The sequence below is a fragment of the Kumtagia sp. genome (genome assembly GCF_059502445.1).
Genome location: NZ_JCACER010000083.1, coordinates 307,501 through 333,831 on the forward strand (window position 1 = coordinate 307,501; position 26,331 = coordinate 333,831).

The 26,331-nt window shown below is 66.4% G+C and carries 17 protein-coding genes; 7 read left to right on the forward strand and 10 right to left on the reverse strand.

All coding sequences use genetic code 11. The features are described 5' to 3' along the window. Positions 1-88 precede the first annotated feature (88 nt). Complete coding sequence (locus tag AC5JDC_RS23350; protein WP_495845018.1) at positions 89-373, reverse strand: type II toxin-antitoxin system RelE/ParE family toxin; 285 nt, start codon at positions 371-373, stop codon at positions 89-91. Beyond that, positions 370-642: a CopG family ribbon-helix-helix protein gene (locus AC5JDC_RS23355; protein WP_495845020.1), complete on the reverse strand. Its 273-nt coding sequence runs from the start codon at positions 640-642 to the stop codon at positions 370-372. Before AC5JDC_RS23355 ends, AC5JDC_RS23350 begins: the two co-directional genes overlap by 4 nt. A 254-nt stretch (positions 643-896) precedes the next feature. Between AC5JDC_RS23355 and AC5JDC_RS23360 the strand changes: the two genes are divergently transcribed. The 5 genes from AC5JDC_RS23360 (at position 897) to AC5JDC_RS23380 (ending at position 6,272) form a co-directional block, all read left to right on the forward strand. Next, positions 897-2,543, forward strand: coding sequence for an extracellular solute-binding protein (locus AC5JDC_RS23360; protein ID WP_495845022.1), 1,647 nt, complete (start codon positions 897-899; stop codon positions 2,541-2,543). A gap of 199 nt (positions 2,544-2,742) precedes the next feature. Next, complete coding sequence (locus AC5JDC_RS23365; protein WP_495845069.1) at positions 2,743-3,762, forward strand: carbohydrate ABC transporter permease; 1,020 nt, start codon at positions 2,743-2,745, stop codon at positions 3,760-3,762. A 172-nt stretch (positions 3,763-3,934) separates the two neighbouring features. Continuing rightward, complete coding sequence (locus AC5JDC_RS23370; RefSeq protein ID WP_495845025.1) at positions 3,935-4,852, forward strand: carbohydrate ABC transporter permease; 918 nt, start codon at positions 3,935-3,937, stop codon at positions 4,850-4,852. A gap of 62 nt (positions 4,853-4,914) precedes the next feature. After that, positions 4,915-5,937 carry an aldo/keto reductase gene (locus AC5JDC_RS23375; protein ID WP_495845027.1) on the forward strand — a complete coding sequence of 341 codons (1,023 nt, stop codon included), beginning with the start codon at positions 4,915-4,917 and terminating at the stop codon, positions 5,935-5,937. A 98-nt stretch (positions 5,938-6,035) separates the two neighbouring features. Then, the gene (locus AC5JDC_RS23380; protein WP_106772159.1) at positions 6,036-6,272 is read left to right on the forward strand and encodes an Lrp/AsnC ligand binding domain-containing protein; all 237 of its coding nucleotides are present in this window, start codon (positions 6,036-6,038) and stop codon (positions 6,270-6,272) included. Here AC5JDC_RS23380 and AC5JDC_RS23385 read toward each other — a convergent pair. The 8 genes from AC5JDC_RS23385 to hutI all read right to left on the reverse strand — a co-directional run bounded on the left by AC5JDC_RS23385 (position 6,259) and on the right by hutI (position 23,924). Next, positions 6,259-7,047 carry a heme ABC transporter permease gene (locus AC5JDC_RS23385; RefSeq protein ID WP_495845030.1) on the reverse strand — a complete coding sequence of 263 codons (789 nt, stop codon included), beginning with the start codon at positions 7,045-7,047 and terminating at the stop codon, positions 6,259-6,261. The genes AC5JDC_RS23380 and AC5JDC_RS23385 overlap by 14 nt on opposite strands. Before the next feature lie 197 nt (positions 7,048-7,244). After that, on the reverse strand, positions 7,245-9,020 hold the full coding sequence (locus AC5JDC_RS23390) for a glucan ABC transporter ATP-binding protein/ permease (protein ID WP_106772157.1): 1,776 nt from the start codon (positions 9,018-9,020) through the stop codon (positions 7,245-7,247). 219 nt (positions 9,021-9,239) lie between these two features. Continuing rightward, entirely contained in the window at positions 9,240-17,810 is an 8,571-nt protein-coding gene (locus AC5JDC_RS23395; RefSeq protein WP_495845032.1) for a GH36-type glycosyl hydrolase domain-containing protein, read from the reverse strand. 250 nt (positions 17,811-18,060) lie between these two features. Continuing rightward, entirely contained in the window at positions 18,061-18,648 is a 588-nt protein-coding gene (locus AC5JDC_RS23400) for a HutD/Ves family protein (protein WP_495845034.1), read from the reverse strand. Further along, positions 18,645-20,315 (reverse strand): urocanate hydratase, encoded by a 1,671-nt coding sequence (hutU, locus tag AC5JDC_RS23405; RefSeq protein ID WP_495845036.1) that lies wholly within the window; start codon positions 20,313-20,315, stop codon positions 18,645-18,647. The genes AC5JDC_RS23400 and hutU overlap by 4 nt, the downstream gene beginning before the upstream one ends. Beyond that, on the reverse strand, positions 20,312-21,166 hold the full coding sequence (gene hutG, locus AC5JDC_RS23410) for an N-formylglutamate deformylase (protein WP_495845038.1): 855 nt from the start codon (positions 21,164-21,166) through the stop codon (positions 20,312-20,314). The genes hutU and hutG overlap by 4 nt, the downstream gene beginning before the upstream one ends. After that, entirely contained in the window at positions 21,163-22,698 is a 1,536-nt protein-coding gene (hutH, locus tag AC5JDC_RS23415; RefSeq protein ID WP_495845040.1) for a histidine ammonia-lyase, read from the reverse strand. The genes hutG and hutH overlap by 4 nt, the downstream gene beginning before the upstream one ends. Continuing rightward, positions 22,695-23,924 (reverse strand): imidazolonepropionase, encoded by a 1,230-nt coding sequence (gene hutI / locus AC5JDC_RS23420; RefSeq protein WP_495845041.1) that lies wholly within the window; start codon positions 23,922-23,924, stop codon positions 22,695-22,697. The genes hutH and hutI overlap by 4 nt, the downstream gene beginning before the upstream one ends. Positions 23,925-23,998: 74 nt before the next feature. Between hutI and AC5JDC_RS23425 the strand changes: the two genes are divergently transcribed. Then, positions 23,999-25,354, forward strand: a complete 1,356-nt coding sequence (locus tag AC5JDC_RS23425; protein WP_495845044.1) for a formimidoylglutamate deiminase — start codon at positions 23,999-24,001, stop codon at positions 25,352-25,354. A gap of 11 nt (positions 25,355-25,365) precedes the next feature. Further along, positions 25,366-26,100: a histidine utilization transcriptional repressor HutC gene (gene hutC, locus AC5JDC_RS23430; RefSeq protein WP_495845046.1), complete on the forward strand. Its 735-nt coding sequence runs from the start codon at positions 25,366-25,368 to the stop codon at positions 26,098-26,100. Positions 26,101-26,331 lie beyond the last annotated feature (231 nt).

Here is a 26,331-nt window from a genome sequence, read left to right on the forward strand (position 1 = left end):
CCGGCGGGCGGGAGTCCACAGCGGAGGTTTTGGCCATCCTGCTCGCGCAAAGCCCCCGAGGAGGAACGCGCCGCCTTTCCGCCCTGGATCAGTACCCCGCTTCCTTCTGATGCCTAAACGCCAGCACGTACACGGCATCGTCGGACGGTTCATGGCGGTACAAGGCCACATATCCGGAATCGCCGAAGCTGATCAGAATTTCGCGCAGTTCAGGGGCATCGGCGAATGGACGGCCCATGTCCGGCGTCATTTCCAGCAGCAGAAACTGCCGCTCGATCGCCTGGGCGGCGCGTTTGGCAGCATGCGGATTCTTGCCGGTCAGAAAGCGGCGGCACCGCTCCAGCCCGAGGACCGCCGCCTCGGTGACGGTCACTCGTGGCAATCGGGCACTGCCTGCTCGTCGTCACCGCCCCAGGTCCGGAGCCAACCGCGCACCTCTTCTCCGGTGAGATGGCGACCCGTCTCCTGATATTCCTTCCAAGAGGAGAGGGCTTCCTTCTTGAAACTTTCCCGGGCTTCCTCGCGCTCCACATATTGCCGGATGGCCTCGCGCATGACCCAGTGCGGCGACCTCTGCCTTTGCCCGGCCAACTGTTGAACGCGAGCCTTGAGGTCGTCGTCGATCTTGATCGATGTCGCCATTGGAATTGCCGTTAGCGCTTGGTGATACCTCTTGATATTACCGCCGAAATGGCCAGGCGTCCATCAGCAATCTGCCAATGACAATGCCCGCCAGACCAGTTGCGCGCCCCTTGCGCGCATGAAATAGTCATGCACCAATGAACGGCCGAGGGAAAAGCTCGCTCGTCAGCGCGAGATAAGGGGAACGACAGGCGCACCCGCGACAGTCCACTGGCCGTAGCAAAAATTCCAAACATGTCCGGGAGGAGAACGACATGAAGGTAAGTCTCTATAACCATCTCGTCCGCATGGGGGCGACCCGCCGCGACGTGCTGAAGGGCGCCGCGAGCATGGCGGCGGTCGCCGCCGCCTCGTCGGCGGGCATCGGCGCGCTGGCCGGGGGGGCGTCCGCGCAGGACAATGTGCGCGCCGAGATCCTGAAGATTCCGGGCGTCGGCAAGGGCTCGCCCACCGACGCCGACTGGCAGAAGGTCGGCGAGCTCTGCCTCGGCGCCACCAAGGCCAACGTCAAGGAAGGCGAGTTCGCCGGCGTCGAGCTCACCTTCATGGGGCTCAACAACCAGAACCTCCACAACTTCCTGTTCCGCGGCTTCCTGAAGCCGTGGGAGGCCTATACCGGCGCCAAGATCAACTGGATCGACCTCGCCCAGGCCGACTACAATGCCCGCCTGCAGCAGTCGATCGCCACCGGCACGGTCGACTTCGACATCATCGAGATGGGCGCGCCCTTCGAGGGCGACACGGCCGGCCGCGGCCTGCTCGACGAGATGCCCGGCTGGGTAGCGACCCAGATCGAGGCCGACGACCTCGTCAACTATCTGAAGGCGCCCGTCGGTACCTGGGACGGCAAGACCTACCGCATCACCATCGACGGCGACTGCCACACCTTCGCCTACCGCAAGGACTATTTCGGCGACGGCTCGATCAGCGGCATGGCCGATGTGCCGACGCACTGGGAGGATTTCCCGGCGCTCGCCGCCGCCCTTGCCGGCAAGAACGACCCGATCACCGGAACGCCGGCCTTCGGCTTCCTCGACCCGCTGAAATACCAGTGGGGCGGCTTCGGCTTCTATTTCCTCGGGGATCGCGCCAGCGCCTACGCCAAGCATCCGGACGACGCGGCGTGGCTGTTCGACCCCGACACCATGAAGCCGCGCATCAACAATCCGGCCTGGGTTCAGGCGATCCAGGACGTGCTCGATCTGGTCAAGGCCAATGCCTATCCGCCGGATCAGCTCAATGCCGACCCGAACGCCACCGCATTCTCGCAGTTCCTCGGCGGCACCGGTGCTGCGCTCTGCTGGTGGGGCGACGTCGGCTCCAATGCCCGCACCTCGGACACCTCCGTGGTCGGCGACGTGGTCGGCTTCTCGATCAATCCCGGCGCCAAGCGCGTCTACAACGCCAAGACCAGCGCCTGGGAGGAGAAGGAGAATTTCGCTCCGAACATGGCCTATCTCGGCTGGGGCGTCTATGTGACGAGCCGCGTCTCGTCGGACGAGAAGAAGCGCAAGGCCGCCTGGTCGGCCGCGGCGCACCTTGGCGGCAAGGACCTGTCGCTGTGGACCTCGGCCTACCCGTCGGGCTTCCAGCCCTACCGCAACTCGCACTTCCAGTATGAGGAGTGGGAAGCGGCGGGCTACGACCGCGCCTTCGTCGAGGATTATCTGGGCTCGAACCTCGACAGCTACAATCACCCGAATGCCGCTATCGAACCGCGCATCCCCGGCATCTTCCAGTACTACTCGATCGCCGAGGACGAGTTGGTGAAGGGCGTCAACGGCCAGTATGCCTCCGCTCAGGAGACGGCCGACGCCATCGCCGCCGCGTGGGAGAAGATCACCGATCAGATCGGTCGCGAGAGCCAGATCAAGCTCTACAAGGCCTCGCTCGGCATGTAGCCCGGCGAAACGCTTGGACATCATCCCGGCGGCGTTGCCGCCGGGCTTTTTTTGACCGGCAAGCCGGGATAGGCTTCCTGTCACCCATCTTGTGGAACCCCGCGTGTCCGAACAAGCCACGGCAATCGCTGAGAACACGTCGCTCAGCGCCTCGCTCGATACCATCGCGCCGGGTCGCAAGAAACTCGGCGGCGCGCTCATGGCGCTCGCCACGGCGGGCCTTGCCATCGTCGCGCTCATCCAGATCCTCTACGCCGCCGGCGCCATCGGCTTCGGCTTTTCGACCTGGCGGCCGCTGCTCTATGCCTACATCCTGTGGGGCGTGGCGCTCGGCGTCGGCCAGGTGCTGACGCGCGGCGAGGAAGGGTATCGCGCGCTGTTCCTGCTGCCGGCGCTGCTCTTCACCATCGCCATGGTGGTGTTCCCCACCCTGTTCGGCTTCTACATCGCCACGCTCGACTGGAATCTCAGCGGCACGCCGAAATTCAACGGCCTCGCCAATTTCTGGCAGATGCTGCGCGACCCGTTCTACAGTAACGCGCTGCTCAACATGGTCTTCTACGTGCTGGCCGTGCTCGTCGAATACGTCATCGCCTTCGGCCTGGCGCTGCTGCTCAACGCCCAGATCCGCGCGCGAAAATTCTTCCGCGTGGTCTTCCTGCTGCCACTGATGCTGTCGCCGGTGGCGGTTTCGTGGATGATCGGCAAGTCGCTGATGGAATACCGCTTCGGCCCGGCCGCTACGCTGGCGCGCAAACTCGGCTGGGACAATCCCGCCTTCTTCGCCAGCCCGTGGACGGCGAAATTCTCGATCATGCTGCTCGACGCCTGGACCTTCATCCCCTTCCTGATGATCATGCTGCTCGCCGGCCTGCAGGCCACGCCGCGCGACGTGCTGGAAGCCGCCAAGGTCGACGGCGCCTCCGCCTGGCAAACTTTCTGGGGCGTCACCTTCCCGCTGATGCTGCCGGTGTCGGTGACCGCGCTCATCCTGCGCATCATCTTCAAGCTGAAGCTCGCCGACATCGTCATCACCGTCACCTCCGGCGGTCCGGGCGGGGCGACCGACACCGTCACCAGCTTCATCTTCCGCGAGTACCGCGACCGCTCCAATGTCGGCTATGGCACCATGCTCGCCATGGTCTACCTCATCATCATCATCGTGTTCGTGACGCTGCTGCTGAAGCTCGCGAACCGCTTCGTGCGGAATGTGACGTGATGGCGATGGAGATGAACCGTACCCCCACCCCTAACCCCTCCCCACAAGGGGGAGGGGAACAACGCGGCGCTATCATCATCACTGTTGGCGCAACGGTCGCAGTATCCCCCTCCCCCTTGTGGGGAGGGGTTAGGGGTGGGGGTGCTCTGCACACCAGATTCGAGGTGGCCGCATGACCGCCGAAGCCATCGAACACGCCCCTTCGGAAGTCCGCTCGCCGGCGGCCTTCCTCACCAGCCGCGTCTTCATCTACGGGGCGCTGATCTTCTGGGCCTTCATCTGCCTGTTCCCGATCTACTGGACCATCACCACCTCGTTCAAGACGGCGCCCAACGTCACCCAGGGCCATCTGATCCCATGGGTCGACTTCACGCCCGACTGGCGCGGCTGGCGCTCGCTCGGCCTGTCGCCCGACACCATCGGCGGCACCTCCACCGTGCGCGACGAGTTTCTCAAGCGCTTCTTCAATTCGGTGATCACCTCGGTCGGCGCCTCGGCGCTGGCGATCGTCATCGGCAGCCTCGCCGCCTATGGGCTCACCCGCTTCCGCTACAAGTTCGGCTGGATGAAGAACGAGGACATTTCCTTCTTCTTCCTGTCGCAGCTGATCCTGCCGCCGGTCGTGCTCGCCCTGCCCTTCCTCGTGCTCTACAAGGGGCTCGGCCTGCTCGACACGCGCATCGGCTTGATCCTGCTCTACACGCTGATGGTGCTGCCGATCGTGATCTGGATCATGCGCGACCAGTTCAACTCGATCCCGGTCGAACTGGAGGAGGCGGCCCTCGTCGACGGCCTGTCGGTCTGGGGCGCGTTCTTTCAGATCGTGCTCCCCATCGCCTTGCCCGGCATGGTGGCGGCCTTCATCCTGTCGATGGTGCTGTGCTGGAACGAATATTTCTTCGCCGCCCTGCTCACCTCGACCAACGCCAACACCATCCCGGTGATGGTCGCTAGCCAGACCGGCTCGCAAGGCATCAACTGGTGGTCGATGGCGGCGCTGTCGACCGCCGCGATCGCGCCGCTGGCGATCATCGGCGTTCTGCTGGAACGCTATCTTATCAAGGGCATGACGGCGGGTGCTGTGAAGTAGAGTCGCATCGTCATGCACTACGGACCGGGCTGATGTCCCGGTTCCCATCGGGAGGAAACGGAATGGACGTTCGGCACTTCGACCGCATCGGCAATGGCGGCCTGGATTTCACCGAGCTCGGCTTCGGCACGGCGCCGCTCGGCAATCTCTACCGCGCCGTTGCCGACGACGACGCCCATGCCATCCTGGAAAAGGCCTGGGAGACCGGCGTGCGTTATTACGACACGGCACCGCTCTACGGCCTCGGCCTGTCGGAGACCCGCCTCAACCGCTTCCTGCGCGGCAAGCACCGCGACGACTACGTGCTGTCGACCAAGATCGGCCGCCTGCTCGAGGTCTGCCCGCCGGACCGGCGCACCGGCATAGGAAAATTCTTCGACACGCCGTCGCGGCGCGAGGTCTACGACTACAGCCATGACGGCGTCATGCGCTCGGTCGAGTTCTCGCTGGAGCGCCTCGGTGTCGACCGCATCGACATCCTCTTCGCCCACGACGTGGACGTCTTCACCCACGGCAGCCGCGCCGCCGCCGACGCCCGCATCGACGAGCTGATGCGCTCCGGCTACGGCGCGCTGGTGTCGCTGCGCGACCAGGGCGTGATCAAGGCGATCGGCGCCGGCATCAACGAATGGCAGGCGGCGCAGGCGCTGGCCGAACGCGGCGACTTCGACCTCTTCCTGCTCGCCGGCCGCTACACGCTGCTGGAGCAGGAGGCACTGGAGAGCTTCCTGCCGCTCTGCCAGGAGCGCGGCATCGGCATCGTGCTCGGCGGCCCCTATAATTCCGGCATCCTCGCCACGGGCGCGAAGCCGGGCGCCTATTACAACTACTCGGAAGCGTCGCAGGAAGTTCTCGGCCGCGTGGCGAGAATCGAAGCCGTCTGCAAGCGCCACGGCGTCCGCCTGATCGAGGCGGCGCTGAAGTTCCCGCTGGCGCACCCTTCCGTCGTCTCGGTCATCCCCGGCGGCCAGCGGGTGGCTGAGGTCGAGAGCAACCGTGCCCTGCTCGACGCGAGGATTCCGCCGGCGTTGTGGGAGGACCTGAAGGCCGAAGGCCTGCTGCGCCCGGATGCGCCGACCGGCTGACAGGACGTCCGGTGCGTCGGCGGCCGGACATCACGGCGGCACTGGCCGGCCCAAGGCGGGCGATGTAAGAAGGGGCCGCTCAGACAACCGGAGGTCCCATGCGAGCCGTTTTCGTCCAGTTGCAATGTGCCCCGGGCAAGACCTACGAGGTAGCCGACGCGCTCTATGAACGCGAAGTGGCGTCGGAGCTCTATTCGACCAGCGGCGAGTACGATCTTTTGATGAAGGTCTATATCGACGACGGCGTCGACATCGGAAAGTTCATCAACGAGAACGTCGCCAACGTGCCGGGCATCGTGCGCTCGCTGACGACGCTGACCTTCAAGGCGTTCTAAGCGCCGTCCGCTCGGCTCGCCGTGCCGCGACCTGCCGCATGGCAGCGACGCGGCGGCGCTGTATCTCGTTGCGCATCGCCATCAGATGCAGCGTGACGAACAGGATGGTGAAGCCCGCCGCCATCACCAGCAGCGGCCACAAAAGGCTCGGATGAATGGTCGGTCCGTCCAAGCGAATGACCGAGGCCGGCTGATGCAGCGTGTTCCACCAGTCGACCGAGAATTTTATGATCGGGATGTTGACGAAGCCGACCAGCGTGATGATGGCCGCGGCGCGGGCAGAGCGCGACGGTTCGTCGAGCGCCCGCGTCAGCGAGATGATGCCGAGATACATCAGGAACAGCACGAAGACCGAGGTCAGGCGGGCATCCCACACCCACCAGGTGCCCCACATCGGCTTGCCCCAGATCGAGCCGGTGACCAGCGCCAGGGCCGTGAACAGGGCGCCGATGGGTGCCGCCGCCTTCAGCGCGACGTCGGCGAGCGGATGGCGCCACACCAGCGTGCCCAGCGCCGACAGCGCCATCAGAGAATAGCAGAGCATCGACAGCCAGGCGAACGGCACGTGGATGTACATGATTCGCACCGTGATGCCCTGCTGGTAATCCTCGGGCGCCGTGAAGGATAGATAGAGCCCGGCGGCCAGGACGACCGTGGCCGCGGCCGCCAGCCAGGGAATCAACCGGTCGGCCAGCGCCAGGAAGCGCGTCGGATTGGCAAGCTCCGCCCATCGCCCGGGGCGGGCCGTCTGGTCGCGGGTGCTGGTCTCGCTCATGGGCCTTACATAGCGCCGCGCCGTGCCTGCTGCAACGCGGCCGAACGAAGCGGAAGCACGCGTCTCTCCTCCGCCCGCGGCCTGCCGGCCGTGTCTCATGCCAGCGGCCGTTCCAGCAGGTAGAAGGAGCGGCAAGTCCTTCTGCCTGCACCCCGGGAGAAGCCCGGAACCGCCCCTTCGGAAAAGGAGGACTTGTGTCAGGCCGCCCGTTCGCGCACCGGGACGTGGCTCAGGCGTCGCACATCGTCGTCCGCCAGCAGGCCGCCGGCGCGCAGCAGCGCGGCGAAGCGTCCATTGGTGGCCGACAACTCGGCGAAGCCGCCCATCTCGATGATGCGGCCCTTATCCATGAAGATGACGAGGTCGGCATCGCGCACCGTGGTCAGGCGGTGGGCGATGATGAAGGTGGTGCGGCCTCGGCGCAGTCCGTCGATCGCGTCCTTGACGCGCGCCTCGGTCTCGACGTCGAGCGCGCTGGTCGCCTCGTCGAGCACCAGGATCGGCGCGTTCTTCAGGATGGCGCGGGCGATCGCCACGCGCTGCCGCTCGCCGCCCGAGAGCTGGCCGCCGCGCTCGCCGACACGCGTGTCGTAACCTTCGCTCTTGGCCAGGATGAACTCCTGCGCGGCAGCGGCTTCGGCGGCGGCATGCACCTCGGTGTTGGCAGCGCCCTCGCGTCCGATGCGGATGTTCTCCTCGATCGAGCGGTCGAACAGGCCGGCATCCTGGAACACCGCGGCGATCGACTGGCGCAGCGACTGCTTGGTCACGGTGCGGGTGTCGACGCCGTCGATCAGGATGCGGCCGTGCCTTGGGGTGTGCACCCGCTGCAGCAGGTTGATCAGCGTCGTCTTGCCGGCGCCGGTCGGCCCGACGATCGCTACCGTCTGACCGGCCTTCACCTCGAAGGACACATCCTCCAGCCCCTCGCCGGTGTCGGCGAAGGAGAAGCTGACGTCCTCGAAGCGGATCGTTCCGCCGACGTTCTTGAGCTCGTCGAGACCCTCGGGCTCGACCGCCTCGGCGGAGGCGTCCTCGAGCTGGTAAAAGGCCTCCAGCTTGGCGCGCGCCTCGAAGATCTGGTTGACGAAGGCCGAAAGCTGGTCGAGCCGGCTGATCAGCAGGGTGGCGAAGCCGGTGAAGGCGACGATGTCGCCGATACGCAGCTGGCCGCTGGATACCAGCATGGCGCCGATGATCAGCACGATCATCATCGAGATGGTCGAGGCCAGCCGGTGCAGGGCACTGGCCAGGGCCCACCAGTCGAGCACCGGGAACTGCGCATCCAGCAGGCGGCGCGTGTAGCCGCGCAGCGCCTCTGTCTCCTGGGCGACGCGGTTGTAGCTCTGCAGCACCGTCACGTTGCTGACGGTGTCGGTGACATGCGAGAAAACCTCGTGATAATGGCCTTCGACCTGGGCCTGGCCGGCCTTGGTCTTGCGCATGACCATGCGCCCGATCAGCACGTAGAGCACGCCGAGCGCGAACAGCACCATCGACATGCGCAGGTCGAGCGACAGCGCCGTCGGGATGAGCAGCAGCAGGGCGACGGCCGTCGCCAGATGCGTGCGCATGAATTCCAGCCACAGCGTGAACAGCGTCTCGACGGCGCGCAGCAGCGTGTGCAGGGCATTGGAGGTGCCCCGCTTCTGGTGCCACGACAGCGGCATCGAGATCACGCGCTCGAAGGATTCGCACAGCACGCTGACGCGCCGCGCATGCGCCAGGCGGTCGGCGCCGCGCGCCACCAGCACGAAGGCGACGATGTTGAAGGCCCCCAGCCCTGCCCACAACGCCAGCGGATCGACCAGATCCTCCTTCTCGGCGATGGCGTCGATGATCTGTCCGAACAGGACGGGTTCGGCGATGGTGACCATGCCGAGCGCGACGTTCGCCGCGCAGATCAGCACCACCTTGTGCTTTTCGGCGCCGAGGTATCTCAGCGCTCGCCAGTAGACCTCAAGTAAAGTCACGCCAATCCCTCACGCCAATTATTGTGCAGCGCAGCAATCCGACCACAAGTATCGGCTGCGGCATCGCACTTCAATGCCCCCCTACCCGCCCGGTTCCAACTTTTCGAACAAAAGATCGTAACAAACCGAAATCTCCCGTGATCCGATAACGGTTTGAGTTTTCAACAAAAAAGGCGGCGTTGCGGCGAAATCATGGCGACCCGGCTCCAATTCGTGAACTCAGCTTCCGGTCCCCCGCAGCCGTACGACCTTGCCGCCACGACCGGAGCTTTCGCCCTGGGCAAGGCGGAATGTATTTCCGTCGAGAGTATTTCCATCGACTTCCACAGCGAGCGATCCGTCGCCACCCTTCCTCGAAACGCGGATGCGGTACGATCTGCCGGCCAGATTCAGCGAGGCGGAAAACCCGTCCCAAGTACTTGGAATCGCTGGGTCGACGACTATCTCGTCGCCGTGGCGGCGAATGCCGAGAACGGCCTCGACGGCGGCGCGATAGAGCCAGCCCGCCGAACCGGTGTACCAAGTCCAGCCGCCGCGCCCGCCCTTGTCGGCGCTGGAATAGACGTCCGCGGCGACCACATAGGGCTCCACGCGATAACGCCGGGCAGCCTCCTCGTCGGCCGCGTGGGTGACCGGGTTGATCATGTCGAAGCAGCGCCAGGCATCGTCGGCGCGCCCCATTTTCGCCAGGGCGATGACAAACCAGGTCGCCGCGTGGGTATACTGGCCGCCATTCTCGCGCACGCCCGGCGGATAGCTTTTTATGTAGCCGGGCTCCTTGTCGGTCGCCGAGAAGGGCGGCGTGAACAGCTTGATGATGCCGAGTTCCGAATCGACCAGCCGCTCGTGGGCCGAATCCATCGCCGTCCGCGACCGCTCGGCATCGCCGCCCGCCAGCACGCTCCAGGACTGCGCGATCGAATCGATCTGGCACTCGTCGGATTGGCGCGAGCCGAGCGGCGAGCCGTCGTCATAGCTGCCGCGGCGGTACCAGGCGCCGTCCCAGGCCTTCTCCTCCAGCGCCGCCTTGAGCGCCTTGGCGTGAGCCTTCCATTTGTCGGCGCGCGCCGTGTCGCCGCGCCTGCGGGCGGTCGGCGTGAAGTCGTCCAGCGTCTTCAGCAGGAACCAGCCCAGCCAGACGCTCTCGCCCTTGCCGTGCTCGCCGACCCGGTTCATGCCGTCGTTCCAGTCGCCGCCGAGGATAAGGGGCAGGCCGCTCTCGGCCGTGCGGGCGACCGCCAGGTCGAGGGCGCGGGCGCAGTGCTCGTAGATGGTCGCGGTCTCGCGTGTCGGCTCCGGCGTGAAGAAGGCATCGTGCTCGCCCGGCTTCAGCACCGGCCCGGAGACGAACGGCACCTTCTTCTCAAGGATCGAAACGTCGCCGGTGACCTCGACGAAGTGCGCGGTCGCGTAGCCCAGCCACACCACGTCGTCGGAGATCATGCTGCGCACGCCCGCGCCGGTGCGCGGCAGCCACCAGTGCTGGACGTCGCCTTCCATGAACTGGCGGCTGGCGGCGTTGAGTATCTGCGCCTCGGCCAGCTTCGGATCGTGCAGCAGGAAGGCCAGCGTGTCCTGCAATTGATCGCGGAAACCGTAGGCGCCGCTTGCCTGGTAGAAAGCCGAGCGCGCGCGGATACGGCAGGCGATGCTCTGGTAGGGCAGCCAGTGGTTGACCATGGCGTCGAGCGCCTTGTCGGGCGTCTCCACCTGCAAGGTGTCGAGGAAGCCGCGCCAGGTCCGCTCGTTGTCGGCCAGCCGCTCGTCGAAGTCCCTTGCACGGTGGCGCGCGACCAGGGCTCCAGCCTCCTCGGCGGATCCCGCATCGCCCATCAGCCACAGCAGCGAGACCTCCCCGCCGGCCGGAATCTCGACCTCGCGTGCCATCGCCGCGCAGGGATCGAGGCCGGCCTCGACCTTGCCGGAAAGTGCGGCGCCCGCCGTGACAGCCCGGGGCCATTCGACGGTACCGTCCTGGCCGAGGAATTCGCCGCGGTCGGTGGTCACCGACTGCGCCGCGGTATCGCTCGCCAGGAAGGCGACGCGATCGGCGAAGTCGAGGCTGTAGGGGTTGGACGCCAGCAATGCGCCGGTCTCGGCGTCGAGCGCCGGCACGACGTTGGGCGCCGAGCGCGGACGATTGTTGCCGAGCACCCACTCCGCATAGGCATAGACGGTGAATTTCGCGGCCAGCGACCCGCTGTTGCGGATACTGAGCCGCGCCACCTTCACCGGGTCGGCCGGATCGACGATCTGCTGCAGCTCGAGCGACACGGTGCCCCGCTTCGCAGTGAAGGTGCTGACGCCCTGGCCGTGGCGGGCCTCGTAGGTCACCGCCGGGTCGCGCGCCACGGCGGCGAAGGGCGCGAACGCCTTTCGGCTGGCGTGGTCGAAGACATAGATCGCCTCGCCCGGCCGGTTGGAGACCGGGTCATTCGACCACGGCGTGAGCTGGAAGTCGCGGCTGTTGCGGCTCCAGGTGAAGGCAGCACCCTCGGCCGAGACATGGAAGCCGAAGGCGGAATTGGCGATCACGTTGATCCAGGGCTGCGGCGTCGTGCGGGTGCCGGTCAGCCGCACCACATAGTCGCGGCCGCCATTGGCGAAGCCGCCGAAGCCGTTCCAATGGTCAAGACCGGTCCCGTCGGCTGCGACGTCGCGATGCTCGGCAGGCGCGGGCACCGGCGGATGCGGCACTCCTGCCGCCTCCGTCGCCTCGCGGGCAGCCTCGCGCGCCTGGATCGCCGCCGCCTCGGCGCGCTCGACCTGGTCGAACACGGTGCCGTTGCGGGTGTGCAGGACGATGCGCGCCACCGCCAGCAGCGTGCGGTAGGATTCCTCGTCCATCAGGTCGCGGCGCACCGCGAAGATATGCTGGCGCGGGCCGAGCTCGGAGCCGCGCAGCCGGCTGTTCTCGCACAGCGATTCGATCGCCTGCTGCAGGTCCTGCACGTAGGAGGCCGCCTGCTCGTTGAGAATCACCAGATCGGCGACCAGCCCCCTTCCCCGCATGTATTCCTGGTAGCGCAGCGCCTGGGCGACGATCTCGAGATCGGCGACGTCGCCGATCCGGATCGCGAAGATCGGGAAGTCGCCGGAAATCGCCATCGGCCACAGCGCCGACTGCTTGCCGAGGCCCCCGGCGATCGCCTCGGGCGCGGCGCGCAGATGCGCGTCGGGATAGATCAGATAGCGCGCCAGCCGCTGCACGTTGGCGGCATCGGCGAGGCTGAGCCCCATGTGGCGGGTCTGCACCTGCGAGCGGGTCCAGGACAGCATGGCCTGGCGGGCGAAACTGTCGTGATGGTCGAGCAGCGCCACCACCGCCTCGATCTCGGAGCGGCTCGCGCCGACCACCGTCCAGAAGGTGAGCTGCACCTTCTTGTTGGCGGGCACGCGCACGCGCCGGCGGAGCGCCATGATCGGATCGAGCACGAAGCCGGCATTGCCGCCGAGCGTCGCGCCGGGATCGAGCGCGGCCGGATCGGCGATGCTGCGGCCGCGACCGATGAAGGCGCGCCGGTCGGTCTCGGCCTCGGTGTCGCGCTCGATGCCGGAGGCGTCGGTGACGAAATGCGCCGCCTCGATGTCGGGATCGCCGCCGGAGCGCTTGCGGCGCCGGGCGAAGATCACCTTGCGGGCGCCGCCGATCTCGGTCTCCACGAACATCTTCGAGAAGGCGGGATGGGCGGCATCGTCGAGTTCCGGCGCCAGCGCGCATTCGACGAAGGACGTCACCTCGATATGGCGGTCGACGTCGCCGTCATTGTGCAGCGTGACGCGCCGGCCCTCGCCATTGCCCTCGGAAACCACGATGCATTCGACTTCCGAGCGCAGCGTGCCGACGATCTTGGTGAAGGTCGCCTTGTCGTCGGTGAAGTGGGCGTAGGCGCGTTCGCCCTCCGCCCGCCGCGGCTCGACAGTGGCCGACCACCAGTCGTCGGACGCCACGTCGCGCAGGAAGATGAAGGAGCCGTCGCGGTCCTCCGACGGATCGGCGCGCCAGCGGCTCACGGCAAAGTCGTTCCAGCGGCTGTAGCCGGTACCGGTCGCCGTCACCATCACCGAATAGCGGCCGTTCGACATCAGGTTGGTGGCGCGCAGCGCGTGCGAGGGGTTGAGAATGGTGCGGCTGTCGACGCTCGCCTCGTCCTGCTCGACGCTCACCTCGTCGTCGGCCTCGGTGCGCACCGTGGCGACCGGGATGTGGCGCGGCGCCTTCTCCTGCAGCAGCAACTCGGCCGCCTCGATCACCGGATCGCTGTGGAAGCGGTCGCGCATGCGGCCTTCGAAGATGGCGTTCTCCACCGCGACGATCGTCATGCCCTGGTGGTGGGCATAATAATTGTAGACCACCGCATGGTCGGTGCCCTCGGGCACGCGCTGCGGAGTATAGTCGACCGCGTCGTGATAGCCGTAGCGGCCGAGCGCGCCGACACCCTTCAGCCGCCTGAGGTTGCGCACCGCCTCGGCCGGCATGAACTGTGCGGCGAGCACCGTCGCATAGGGCGCGATCACCGTGTTCTGGGCAAGGCCGCGCTTCAGCCCGAGCCCCGGCACACCGAAATTGGTGTACTGGTAGGTCATCTCGCGGTCGCGGGCGTTGTAGGCCGCCTCCGAGATGCCCCACGGCACGCGCTTCTGCCGGCCGTACTGGATCTGCCGGCTGATGATCAGGTTGTTGGTCTGGTTGAGGATGCCGCCCTGCGGTTCCTTCATGACCAGCGGCGGCATCAGGTACTCGAACATCGAGCCCGACCAGGACAGCAGCGCGCCCTTGAAGCCGATCTCGACGATCGGCCGTCCGAGGCGGAACCAGTGTTCGGTCGGCAGGTCTCCCTTGGCGATGCCGAACAGGCTGGTGAGCCGCGCCTCCGAGGCGATCAGGTCGTAGCAGCTCTCGTCGAGCTGGTGCTGCTCGACGCGGTAGCCGATTGACAGCAGCTTGCGGTCCTGCCGGAGCAGGAAGGAGAAGTTCATCTCGAAGGCGAACTTGCGCGTGCGCTCGCGCAGCTCCAGCAGCTTCACCCGCAGCGCCTCGACGCTGCGGTCGTCGCTGTGCGCGTCATGCACATGCGCCTCGCAGGTCGCCTGCAGCTTCTCCGCCCAGTCCGAAAGAATCTCGCTCTTCACCGAGCCGACCTCGGTGTGCATGGCCGCCGCCAGCTTGCGGATCTCGCCGGCCAGCACGGTCAGGTTGATGGTGCGGATCGAGGCCATTTCCGGCTGGCCCTTGATCGTCTCGACGGCGCGCTGCACGCCTTCGATGCGGTCGCGCAGGCGCTGGCGCAGCGGCCTGAGCTGGCGCCGGTCGTCGGGCAGCTCGTTGAGGCTCTCCTCGAGGATGGTGACCGTGTCGAGCAGGCCGTCGAACTCGCCCTGCAGGTGCACGGACGGAGCCTCCGCCCATTCGGCGCAGGCGGCCGCGACGGCGATGAGATGGCCGGCCAGGTTGCCGCTGTCGACGCTCGAGATGTAGGGCGGGTTGAGCGGCCGCAGCGTGTCGGTCTCGTACCAGTTGTAAAGATGACCCCTGAACCGCTCCATGCGCTCCAGCGTGGCCATCGTCCGGTCGATGCGGGTGACGGCTTCCGACAGGCTGATCCAGCCGAAGTCGCGGGCAGACACGATCGACAGCAGATAGACGCCGATATTGGTCGGAGACGTGCGCGCCGCGACGACCGGAACCGGCGTCTCCTGGAAATTGTCGGGCGGCAGATGGTTCTGCCCGGCCGTCACATAGGTCTCGAAATAGGCCCAGGTGCGGCGCGCCACCACGCGCAGCGCCTTGCGGTCGGACGGCGAGACCCGCAGGCGGTCCTCGGTCTCGGCCGAGCGGCTGATCAGCCAGGCGAAGGCCGGCGATCCCGCCCAGAAGATGGTGAAGAAGAAGGCGACGAAGGCGCCGGTCGAGTCGGCGGCGACCGGGATGACCAGGCCGATCACCGCGATCACCACGGCACCGTACATCATGCCGTAATAGGCCGTCAGCGTGTTGCCGCCGGCCTTGTGCGCCTGCGAGGCGGTGCGCCATTCGAGCAGGTGCTGGCGGCTCACGAACAACCTGTAGAGGGTGCGGACGATGGCGTCGCCCATCATCCAGGCGGTATGCGCCATCAGCACTACCTTGAGCGCCACCATGGCCGTCGCGAAGACGGCGTCGCGGAACAGTGCATTGAAGTGGCCGCGCGCGGTGACGTCCTTGCTCTTCGGCAGGAGCCCGTCGACCACGTCGAAGGTCGGCGCCATGAACAGGCTGAGGATGAGCAGCGCCTGCCACTGCGCCGCCTGCGTGAAGGGAAGCAGCGTCCAGCCGGCGATCGCCGCGATCACCCAGAAGATCGGGGTGATCGAGCGGCGGAGATTGTCGACCATCTTCCAGCGCGACAGCGCCGGCACGCCCGAGGCGGGGTCGAGGATGTAGCGCAGGAGCTGCCAGTCGCCGCGTGCCCAGCGGTGCTGTCGCGAGGCGTCGACGGAGTAGCGGGTCGGATAATCCTCGACCACCTCGACGTCGGTGACGAGCGCGCAGCGGCTGTAGGCGCCCTCGAGCAGGTCGTGGCTGAGGACCGTGTTCTCGGGGATGCGCCCCTTGAGGGCCGCCTCGAAGGCGTCGATGTGGTAGAGGCCCTTGCCGGTGAAGGTGCCTTCGCCGAACACGTCCTGGTAAAGGTCCGAGACGGCGAAGACATAGGGATCTAGGCCACGATTGGCGGAGAACACGCGCTGGAAGAACGACGCCTCGTCGCCGGTGGTCAGCGAGGCGGTGACGCGCGGCTGCAGGATCGAATAGCCGTGCGTGATCTTGCCCGTCTTCGGGTCGACTTCCGGTCGGTTCAGCGGATGGCACAGCTTGCCGACGAGTTCCGTGACCACGTCGCGCGTCATCTTGGTGTCGGCGTCGAGCGTCATGACGTAGACGACGCCGGCCGGCAGCGGTTGCTCCGGCGGCATGAAGGTCGTGTCGGCATCGCCGCGCAGCAGCAGGTTCAGCTCGTGCAGCTTGCCGCGCTTGCGCTCCCAGCCCATCCAGCGGCCTTCCTGCTCGTTGTAGAGCCGGCGGCGGTGCAGGATGTAGAATTTCGGCGCGCCTTCCGAGGGATAGCGTTCGTTGAGCCGGGCGATCTCGGTGCGCGCATGGGCGAGGATCTCCAGGTCGGACGCGCTCTGCTCGGTGTCGCTGTCGGGCCAGTCCGAGAGCAGCGCGTAATGCAGCGCACCCTTCATGTTGGCCAAATGGTGCACCTCGAGCGTGCGCACGCTTTCCTCGACGTCGTCGCGCGAGCTGATCAGCGACGGCACCACGACCAGCGTGCGCGCCTCGGGCGGGATGCCGTCCTTGAACTCGTAACCGGGCAGCCTGGTCGGCTCGAGGAACAGCAGCACCACGGTGTTGAAGAAGGAAAGCGCGCCTTCGCTCGCCGGCACAGCGAACAGGATCAGCAGCAGGGCGATGGACACCGGCGAGAGACCGAGGCTGGCAAGCGCCGACCCGGTCGCGACGAGCAGGATCACCGTCAGCGCGAACACCGGCAGCACGATGCCCAGCCAGCCGGCGGCATGGAAGGAGCGTACCAGGCGGCGGCCGAACCCCGGTCTGTAGCCGATCGCCCTCTCCAGTTGCCGGCGGCCTTCGCCGACGAGAAAGAAGCCGACATCCGTAGCTTCCGGCATGCCGAGGGCGTCGATCGCGGCGCCCGGACGCACCGACTTGCCGGCCATCTCGGTCGCCCGCACGGCCACCTCGTATTCCGAGAGATTGGAGCGGCGGGCAAGCTCCTCGATCTCGCCGCGATACTGGTTGCGCGATTCGAAATCGAGTGCCGCATAGTCGCCGCGCTCACGCAGCAGCCCGTCGATGCGGCTGACGCCCTCGAACCACTCCGGCCAGTCGACGTCGTTGATCAGGCGCAGGCCGCGGATGATGTTGCCGGCAGTCACGTTGCCGCTGGACAGCACGTGATGCTCGCCCAGCGTGATCTGCTCGGCATCCGAGCCGAACTTCTCCAGCTCGTCCTCGAGCCATACCAGCGCCTCGCCGGCATTCTGCGAGCCGTCGCGCAGCCGGTAGAGCAGCTGGGTGGCGAAGGTGGTGTCGCGCGCATGCGTCGCATAGGCAGCCATGATGGCGCGGCGATCCTCGCCCTCACCGGTCGCCAGCACCCTGTCGGCGACCTCGTTGGCGATCTGGCGCATCTCGCGCGCCCGCTTCACCCGGACCGCGATGCGGCGCAAGTTCTCCACCAGCACGAAGCGCAGCAGGGACGGCAGCGCCCACAATTCCCCGATCTTGAACGGCTGGATGCTCTGATAGCCGTCGACCAGCGCCTTCAGCATCTGCGCGGATACGGCGCTGTCGGAATGGGCGACATAGACCCAGGCAAGCGCCAGGGCGCGCGGAACTTCTCCGCCGCCCGGCAGTTTCATGCTCGGCAACTGGCGATAGAAGCGCGGCGGCAGGTCGCGCTTGATCTGGAAAATGGTCTCCTCGACCACGTAATTATTGTCGAGCAGCCACTGGGCCGCCGGCGTTATCGGTTCGCCGCGTGCCTGGGCGGAGTTGGTGGAGCGGTAGGTTTCGAGAATCCTGGCGGCGTTGTCGCGATGCCGTGCCTGGAAATCGAACGCTTCAAGGCCGCTCAGCGGAACCGGCTCGTTACGCGCCAGGCTCTGTCCCAAGGCGTGCAGACGGTCTTCCTGCAAGAAAGTCGAACGAATCGGCTGTTCCGCCGCGGCGGGAAAGAGCGGGCTCGCGGTCTTGGCCGTATCGGGCCTGGCCTGAATATTCATTAAATGTCGGGTTCCACTCACACAAGGAAAGGCCGCGGCGGACGCCGTGGCCTTAAGAGCGCTTAACCGTTTCAATCTGGAAAGGTTGCATCCTGTACCGGTCGATCTTCGATTTCAGTTCGCGACGCACGCCACCATCGCCCCGCTCACGCATTGACCGCCGACACCGTCCGGTCGATGATGGAAAGCGCAGCGATTTTTGGCTTTTTCGTGGTGATACGAGAATGCGATGAAATCTCTGTGAACGGCGTCAGCCGCGTACGATCTTTGTCACATAAATCAATGCTGTAGGCTGGGGCCGCAGGACCGCGGCGGCGATCACGCCGGAACACATCAGCGTGTCCCGCCTGCCGAGCACCGCCGTGGCGTCGACCGCTTGGATTGCGACTTCGCCTTCCGCGCAGAAGACGAGGGTCCCGGCGTCGGAAAGCTCGATCGCGGCGGCACCGTCCAGGACAAGGCGTGTCATCGTATGCGCGACGCGGCCGCGTCGCGACATCATGTTGAGGTCGACGATCGGTCCGCCGACGAGGTCGGCGGCGGCCGGCCGGTCGGCGGCAAAGGCGAAGGGCGGCGAATCCTGTGTCAGCGTGACTGCGGAATCGTCGCCGACCACCAGCCGGATACCCTCTCCCTCGAGCACCGCCAGCGTGCGGTCGATGCCGGGAAAGGCGGAGAACGGCCCGTCGGCCTCGACCCGCGCCATCGACAGCCGCCAGTCGAAATCGTCCAGCGTCGCGCCTGCCGGCCAGATCAGGACCTCGGCCGTCTCGCCGCCTCCGTTCTTCCAGCGCATGACGCGATGGTCGGCGGCTCGGATGACGGCAAAACCGCTCACCCGAGAATGCCGGGCAGGTTGAGCTGCTTCTCGCGGGCGCAGTCGAGGGCGATCTCGTAGCCGGCGTCGGCGTGGCGCATGACGCCGCTGGCCGGGTCGTTCCACAACACCCGCTCCAGACGGCGCGCCGCTTCCGGCGTGCCATCGGCGACGATGACCATGCCGGCGTGCTGGGAAAAGCCCATGCCGACGCCGCCGCCGTGATGCAACGACACCCAGGTGGCGCCGGAGGCCGTGTTGAGCAGGGCATTGAGCAGCGGCCAGTCGGAGACGGCGTCGGAGCCGTCCTTCATCGCCTCGGTCTCGCGGTTGGGCGAGGCGACCGAGCCGGAATCGAGATGGTCGCGGCCGATGACGATCGGCGCCTTCAGCTCGCCCTTGGCCACCATCTCGTTGAAGGCCAGCCCGAGCCGGTGGCGATCGCCGAGCCCGACCCAGCAGATGCGGGCCGGCAGGCCCTGGAAGGAAATGCGCTGGCGCGCCATTTCGAGCCAATTGTGCAGGTGACTGTTGCCGGGCGTCAGCTCCTTCACCTTGGCGTCGGTCTTGTAGATGTCTTCCGGATCGCCTGAAAGTGCCGCCCAGCGGAACGGACCGATGCCGCGGCAGAACAGCGGGCGGATATAGGCCGGCACGAAGCCGGGGAAGGCGAAGGCGTTCTCGAAACCTTCGTCCTTGGCCACCTGGCGGATGTTGTTGCCATAGTCGAGCGTCGGCACGCCGGCGTTCCAGAAACCGACCATCGCCTCGACATGCTCGCGCATGGAGGCGCGTGCCGCCTTCTCCACGGCCTTCGGATCGCTGATGCGCTTCTCGCGCCATTCGGCCAGCGACCAGCCTTTCGGCAGATAGCCGTTCAGCGGGTCATGGGCGGAAGTCTGGTCGGTCAGCATGTCCGGCCGCACGCCGCGCCGCAGCAGTTCCGGCACGATGTCGGCGGCATTGCCGAGCAGCCCGACCGACTTCGCCTCACCCGCCTTGGTCCAGCGCTCGATCTTTTCCAGCGCCTCGTCGATCGTCCCGGCCTTCTCGTCGAGATAGCGGGTGCGCAGGCGAAAATCGATCGAGTCGGGATTGCATTCGATGGCGAGGCAGCAGGCGCCGGCCATGACGGCGGCAAGCGGCTGGGCGCCGCCCATGCCGCCGAGACCGGCCGTCAGGATCCACTTGCCCGTGAGCTTGCCGCCATAATGCTGGCGGCCGGCCTCGACGAACGTCTCGTAGGTGCCCTGCACGATGCCCTGTGTACCGATATAGATCCACGATCCGGCCGTCATCTGGCCGTACATCATCAGGCCCTTTCTATCGAGCTCGTTGAAATGCGCCCAGTCGGCCCAGTGCGGCACCAGGTTGGAGTTGGCGATCAGCACGCGCGGCGCGTCGGCATGGGTGCGGAACACGCCGACCGGCTTTCCCGACTGCACCAGCAGCGTCTCATCGTTCTCCAGCGTCTTCAGCGCCGCGACGATTGCGTCGAAATCGTTCCACGTCCTGGCCGCACGGCCGATACCGCCATAGACGACCAGTTCGTTGGGGTTTTCGGCCACGTCCGGGTCGAGATTGTTCATCAACATCCTGAGCGGCGCCTCGGTCGTCCAGGATTTCGCGTTGAGTTTGTCGCCGCGTGGAGCGCGGACCTCGCGGATGTTGTGGCGGGGATTGGTCATGTCCGGCCTCGGGCTAGTTCATAGGCAATTGTTTCGATGGTGTTCAGAATCTCGGCGAGCACGATCCGCAGCCGGCGCGCCTTGTCGTAGTCGAAGGCAAAGGGCAGCTCCTCACTTTGCAGATGAGTGGCCTGCGTCAGTTCCATTTGAATGGCGTGGAGGCCGTCCTGAGGCCGGCCGTAGTGCCGTGTTGTCCACCCGCCCCGGAAACGGCCATTGAGGACTGACGTGTAACCATCCGCCTTCGAGCAGATGTCCGCCACGGCTTTCTCGATTTTCGGTGCGCAGGTGCGGCCGTTGTCCGTACCGATGTTGAAATCCGGAAGCACGCCGTCGAACAGGAATGGGCAGCGCGAGCGGATCGAATGGCAGTCATAGAGGACAACAACCCCGTGGAGGGCCTTCACGCGTTCGATTTCGTCTTCCAGGGCGGCATGATAGGGTCTGTGGAAGTCATTGAGCCGCGCGGCAATATCGGTTTCGGTCGGCTCCTCGCCGTCCCTCCAGATCGGCTGGTCATCGAAGTCGGTGAGCGGCACCAGCCCGGTTGTGTTCTGGCCGGGATAAAGGCTTTTCCCGGACGGATCGCGGTTGGCGTCGATGACGTAGCGATGGAAGGTCGCAGCAATCGTCGTCACGTTGGGAAGAATCCCGCGATAGAGTTCATCCACGTGCCAATCGGTGTCCCGGAACTTGCAACCTTCATGATTCAAGCGCCCTTCGATCAATGGCGCGACAGCAGTTCCGACATGCGGGAATGCCAATATAAGCGGCGATTTGCCGGGGTTCACATGAACCGATGGATATGTATGGCCATCCTCGCCCGTTACGATCTCCCTTTCGTTGCTCATGCCTCCAGCTCCGGCAGGACGCCCTTGCCCACGCTGGCGTTCAGCGTTCCCGACAGCACCAATTCCGCACCCGCCGCCAGATCGTCGGCCATATATCGGTCGACTTCCAGCTCGGGCACAATCGCCCGGATCGCCGCATGCGCCTTGAGCAATTCGGTCCCGGTCCTGAGCGGAGCCCGAAAATCCACGCCTTGCGCCGCGGTGATCGCCTCGATGCCGATGATGCCGGCGAGATTCCGCGTCATCTGCAGAAGCCGCCTGGCGCCATGGCAGGCCATGGAGACGTGGTCCTCCTGGTTAGCGGAGGTAGGCGTCGAATCGACGGAGGCGGGATGCGCCATCTGCTTGTTCTCGCTCATCAGCGCCGCCGATGTCACCTCTGCGATCATCAGACCGGAGTTGAGCCCCGGCTTCTTCGCCAAAAAGGCCGGCAGACCGAAGGACAGCCCCGGATCGACCAGCAGCGCGATGCGGCGCTGAGCGATGGCGCCGACCTCGCAGACTGCGATAGCGATCTGGTCGGCAGCGAAGGCAACCGGCTCGGCGTGGAAATTGCCGCCCGAAACCACCGACCCGTCACCCAGCACCAGCGGGTTGTCGGTGACGGCGTTGGCCTCGGTCTCCAGCGTGCGCGCCGCCATGCGCAGCAGGTCGAGGCAGGCGCCGTCGACCTGCGGCTGGCAGCGGATGCAATACGGGTCCTGCACGCGCTCGTCGCCTTCGAGATGGCTGTCGCGGACCTCCGAGCCCTTCAGCAGCGCGCGCAGCGCCGCGGCCGTGTCGATCTGGCCGCGATGACCGCGCAGTTCATGGATTTCGGCATGGAACGGCGCGGAAGAGCCCATCGCCGCGTCGGTCGACAGCGCGCCGGTGATCAGCGCTGCCCGCGCCGCCCGATGCGCGCGGAACAGGCCGGTCAGCGCTAGCGCGGTCGACACCTGGGTGCCGTTGATCAGCGCCAGCCCTTCCTTGGCGGCCAGCACGATCGGCTTCAGTCCGGCCTTTTGCAGCGCGGCCTCGGCCGGCATGCGCGCGCCTTCGAAAAAAACGTCGCCGACGCCGATCATCGCCGCCGTCATATGCGCCAGCGGGGCAAGGTCGCCCGAAGCGCCGACCGATCCCTTTTCAGGAACGACCGGCACGATATTTTTCGCCAGCATCGCCTCGATCAGCGCGATGGTTTGCGGCCGCACGCCCGACGCGCCGCGCCCCAGCGAATTCAGCTTCAGCGCCATCACCAGCCGCACGATCTCCGGCGCCAGCGGCTCGCCAACGCCGCAGCAATGCGACAGGATCAGGTTGCGCTGCAACGTTTCGACGTCGCCGGCCGGAATGCGCACGCTGGCGAGCTTTCCGAAGCCGGTGTTGATGCCGTAGACCGGATCGCCCCTGGCGACGATGCCGGCGACCACCGCCGCGCTCGCCGCGATGCGGTCGCGGCCGGCCGGGTCGAGCGACGGCACGGCGCCGTCCAGAACCGCCCGCCAGTGATCGAGCGGAACGGTTCCGGGCAGCAGGACAATCTCGTTCATTGGCCCCTCCAGACGCGCTGATGCAGCGGATTGAATCCCATGCGGTAGACCAGTTCGGCCGGCCGCTCGATGCCCCAGATGGCGAGGTCGGCCCATTTGCCAGCCTCGAGCGTGCCGGTTTCGGCCACCAGGCCGAGCGCGGTCGCCGCATTGCGGGTGACGCCGAGCAGGCACTCCTCCACCGTCATGGAAAACAGCGTCGCCGCCATGTTCATGGTCAGCAGCAGCGAGGTCAGCGGCGAGGTGCCGGGGTTGCAGTCGCTCGCAACCGCCATCTTCACGCCGGCATCGCGAAAAAGCTGGATCGGCGGCTTCCTGGTCTCGCGGATGAAATAATAGGCGCCGGGCAGGATCACCGCGACGGTTTCGGCCTCAGCCATCGCCGCCGCGCCCTCGGCATCCGTATATTCGAGATGATCGGCCGACAGCGCACCGTAACGGGCCGCAAGAGCGGCTCCATGCAGGTTGGAAAGCTGATCGGCATGCAGTTTTACCGGCAAGCCCAACACCCTTGCCCTGTCGAACACCCGGGAAATCTGTTCGGGCGAGAAAGCGATGCCCTCGCAAAACCCGTCGACGGCGTCGGCCAGCCCTTCCGCGGCGACCGCAGGCAGCATTTCGTCCGCCACCTTCGCGACGAACATATCCTTGTCACCCGCCGCCTCGGGCGGCAATGCGTGCGCCCCGAGGAAGCTTGTCTTGACCGAGATCGGCCGTTCTTCCGCCAGCCTGCGGCCGGCGCGCAGCGACTTCGCCTCGTTGTCGAGATCGAGACCGTAGCCGGATTTCACCTCGACTGTGGTCACGCCTTCGGCAATCAGCGCATCGAGGCGCGGCAGGGTCTGGCGGATAAGCTCGTCCTCGCTCGCCGCGCGCAGGGCGCGCACCGACGACACGATACCGCCGCCGGCCTTTGCCACCTCCTCATAAGTCGCGCCGGCAAGCCGCATCTCAAACTCGTTGGCGCGGTTTCCCGCATGGACCAGATGCGTGTGGCAGTCGATCAGGCCCGGCGTGATCCAGCGGCCATCGCAGTCGACGATATCGGCATTGACGGCCAAACTCGCCGGCAGGTCGGCTTCCGGACCGGCGAAGGCGATCTTGCCGTCGACCGACGCGACCGCGCCGCGCTCCACGACGCCCAGTCCCGGAAGCGTCGGCGACATGGTCGCCAGCCTGGCATTGCGCCAGATGCGTTTGCCCGCTGCTGCTCTCCGTCCCGCCATCGACTTTTCCGTTTCCCAATCGGCACTAATATGTATATACATAATGCACGAAGATGCAAGCGGGCGATCGGAACATGAAGGCTATTTTCGCCAGGGAAGCGCTGCTACCCAGCGGCTGGGCAACCGCTGTCCGCATCACCTTCGACAGCGGAGCAATAAATTCCGTTGAGGCTGGATCCACGCCGCAGCCGGGCGACGAGCGCGTAGCCATCCTGCTGCCGGCCATGCCCAATCTGCACAGCCACGCCTTTCAGCGCGGCATGGCCGGGCTGGCGGAGACGCGCGGTCCCGGCGACGACAGCTTTTGGTCGTGGCGCGAGGTCATGTACCGCTTCGCGCTGTCGATCACGCCGGAGCAGGTCGAGGCGGTCGCCGCGCAACTCTATGTCGAAATGCTGGAGGCGGGTTTCGGCCGCGTCGGCGAGTTCCACTATCTCCACCACGATCACGACGGCCGGCCTTATACCGATATCGCCGAGATGGCAGGACGCATCGCCGCCGCCGCAACGGAAACCGGCATCGGGCTGACGCTGCTGCCGGTCTTCTACGCTCATTCCGGCTTTGGTGGACTTGCGCCGAATGACGGGCAGCGGCGATTCATTAACGATATCGACTCCTTCGCCCGCCTTCTTGAAGGCAGCCGCGAAGCCGTGGCGGATACCGACGACGCAGTCGTCGGCGTCGCGCCGCACAGCCTTCGTGCCGTCACCCCGCAAGAACTCGCCACCGTTGCCGATCTCGGCATGGGCGGGCCGATCCATATCCATGTCGCCGAGCAGACCCGCGAGGTCGAGGACTGCGTCGCCTGGTCGGGTGCCCGGCCGGTCGAATGGCTGCTCGGCAACGCACCGGTCGGCGAAAACTGGTGCCTGATCCACGCCACCCACATGACGGAGGCCGAGACGGCGGCCATGGCCAGGAGCGGCGCTGTCGCCGGGCTGTGCCCGATCACCGAAGCCAATCTCGGCGACGGCATCTTTCCCGGCCGCGCCTTCCTGGACCATGGCGGACGCTTCGGCGTCGGCTCCGATTCCAACGTGCTGATCGGCGTGCCGGACGAATTGCGGCAGCTCGAATATTCGCAGCGCCTGCTCACGCGCCAGCGCAACGTGCTGGCACCGGCAGGCGCCTCGAACGGTCGGGCGCTGTTCGACGTAGCGCTTGCCGGCGGCAACCAGGCGCTCGGCGGCCAGCCGTCGGGCATCGCCGTCGGAGGCGCCGCCAGCCTGGTGTCGCTCGACGCATCGCACCCGACGCTCGCCGGCAAATCCGGCGACGCCATCCTCGACGCCTGGATCTTCGCCAACGGCGCGCGGGTCGACGCCGTCTGGATCGGCGGCAGGAAACTGGTCTCGCAGGGCCGCCACATCCGCCGCGAGGCGATCGCCGAGCGGTTCAGGACGGCGATGATCGCGCTGTCGGCGGGTTGAAAAGGCGGGCGATGACGGCGCTGCACGACATTCCGCGGGTCCAGGAAGCACCCTCGCTGCACCGGCGCATCCTCGCCGACATCACCGACAAGATCGTCTCGGGCGAATGGCCGCCCGGCCACCGCATTCCGTTCGAATACGAGCTGTCGGCGCAGTATGGCTGCTCGCGCATGACGGTGAACAAGGCGCTGTCGCAGCTCGCCAAGGCCGGGCTGATCGAGCGGCGGCGACGCTCCGGCAGTTTCGTCAGCCAGCCGAAATCGCAGGCGGCGATCCTCGAGATCCACGACATCAAGACCGAGGTGCAGGCGCTCGGCCTGCCCTACCGCTACGAGCTGCTGGGGCGGACAATGCGCCGCGCCACGGCTGGTGATCGGGAGCGCCTCGGCCTCGCTGGCCCTTCGCCGGTCATTGCGCTCGCCTGCCGGCATTTCGCCGGGGCGCGGCCGTTCTGCCACGAGGACCGGGTGATCAGCCTCGCCGCCGTGCCCGAGGCGGAGGGCGAGGCATTCCAGGCAAGCGCGCCCGGCCGCTGGCTGGTCGACCGCGTGCCGTGGAGCGTCGCCGAGCACCGCATCCGCGCCAGCGGGGCCGATGCCTCGATCGTGGCGCTCCTCGACATCGAGGCCGGCGCGCCCTGCCTGGTGGTCGAGCGCCGGACCTGGAGCGCGGAGGCGCCGGTGACGCATGTGCGCTTCACCTATGCCGGTGACAGCCACATGCTGGTGGCGCGGTTCACGCCGTAGAAGAGTGCAAGCTCCGGGGACAGTTTTATTACTTTTTCGGCCCGAGCGAGGTCTGAACCGCGGCGGCTATTCTGCCGAAAGAAGGTAAACTGTCCCCTGTGGTTTCTCGTCTTCCGCCGGTGAAGCAGCCCCTCTCCGTCTCGGGCTTCGCCCTCGACACCTCTCCCCCACTTCGTCTACGGCATGCACACATCTTGGTCGTTTGTGGTGCGGCGGATTGACTCGGTGGCG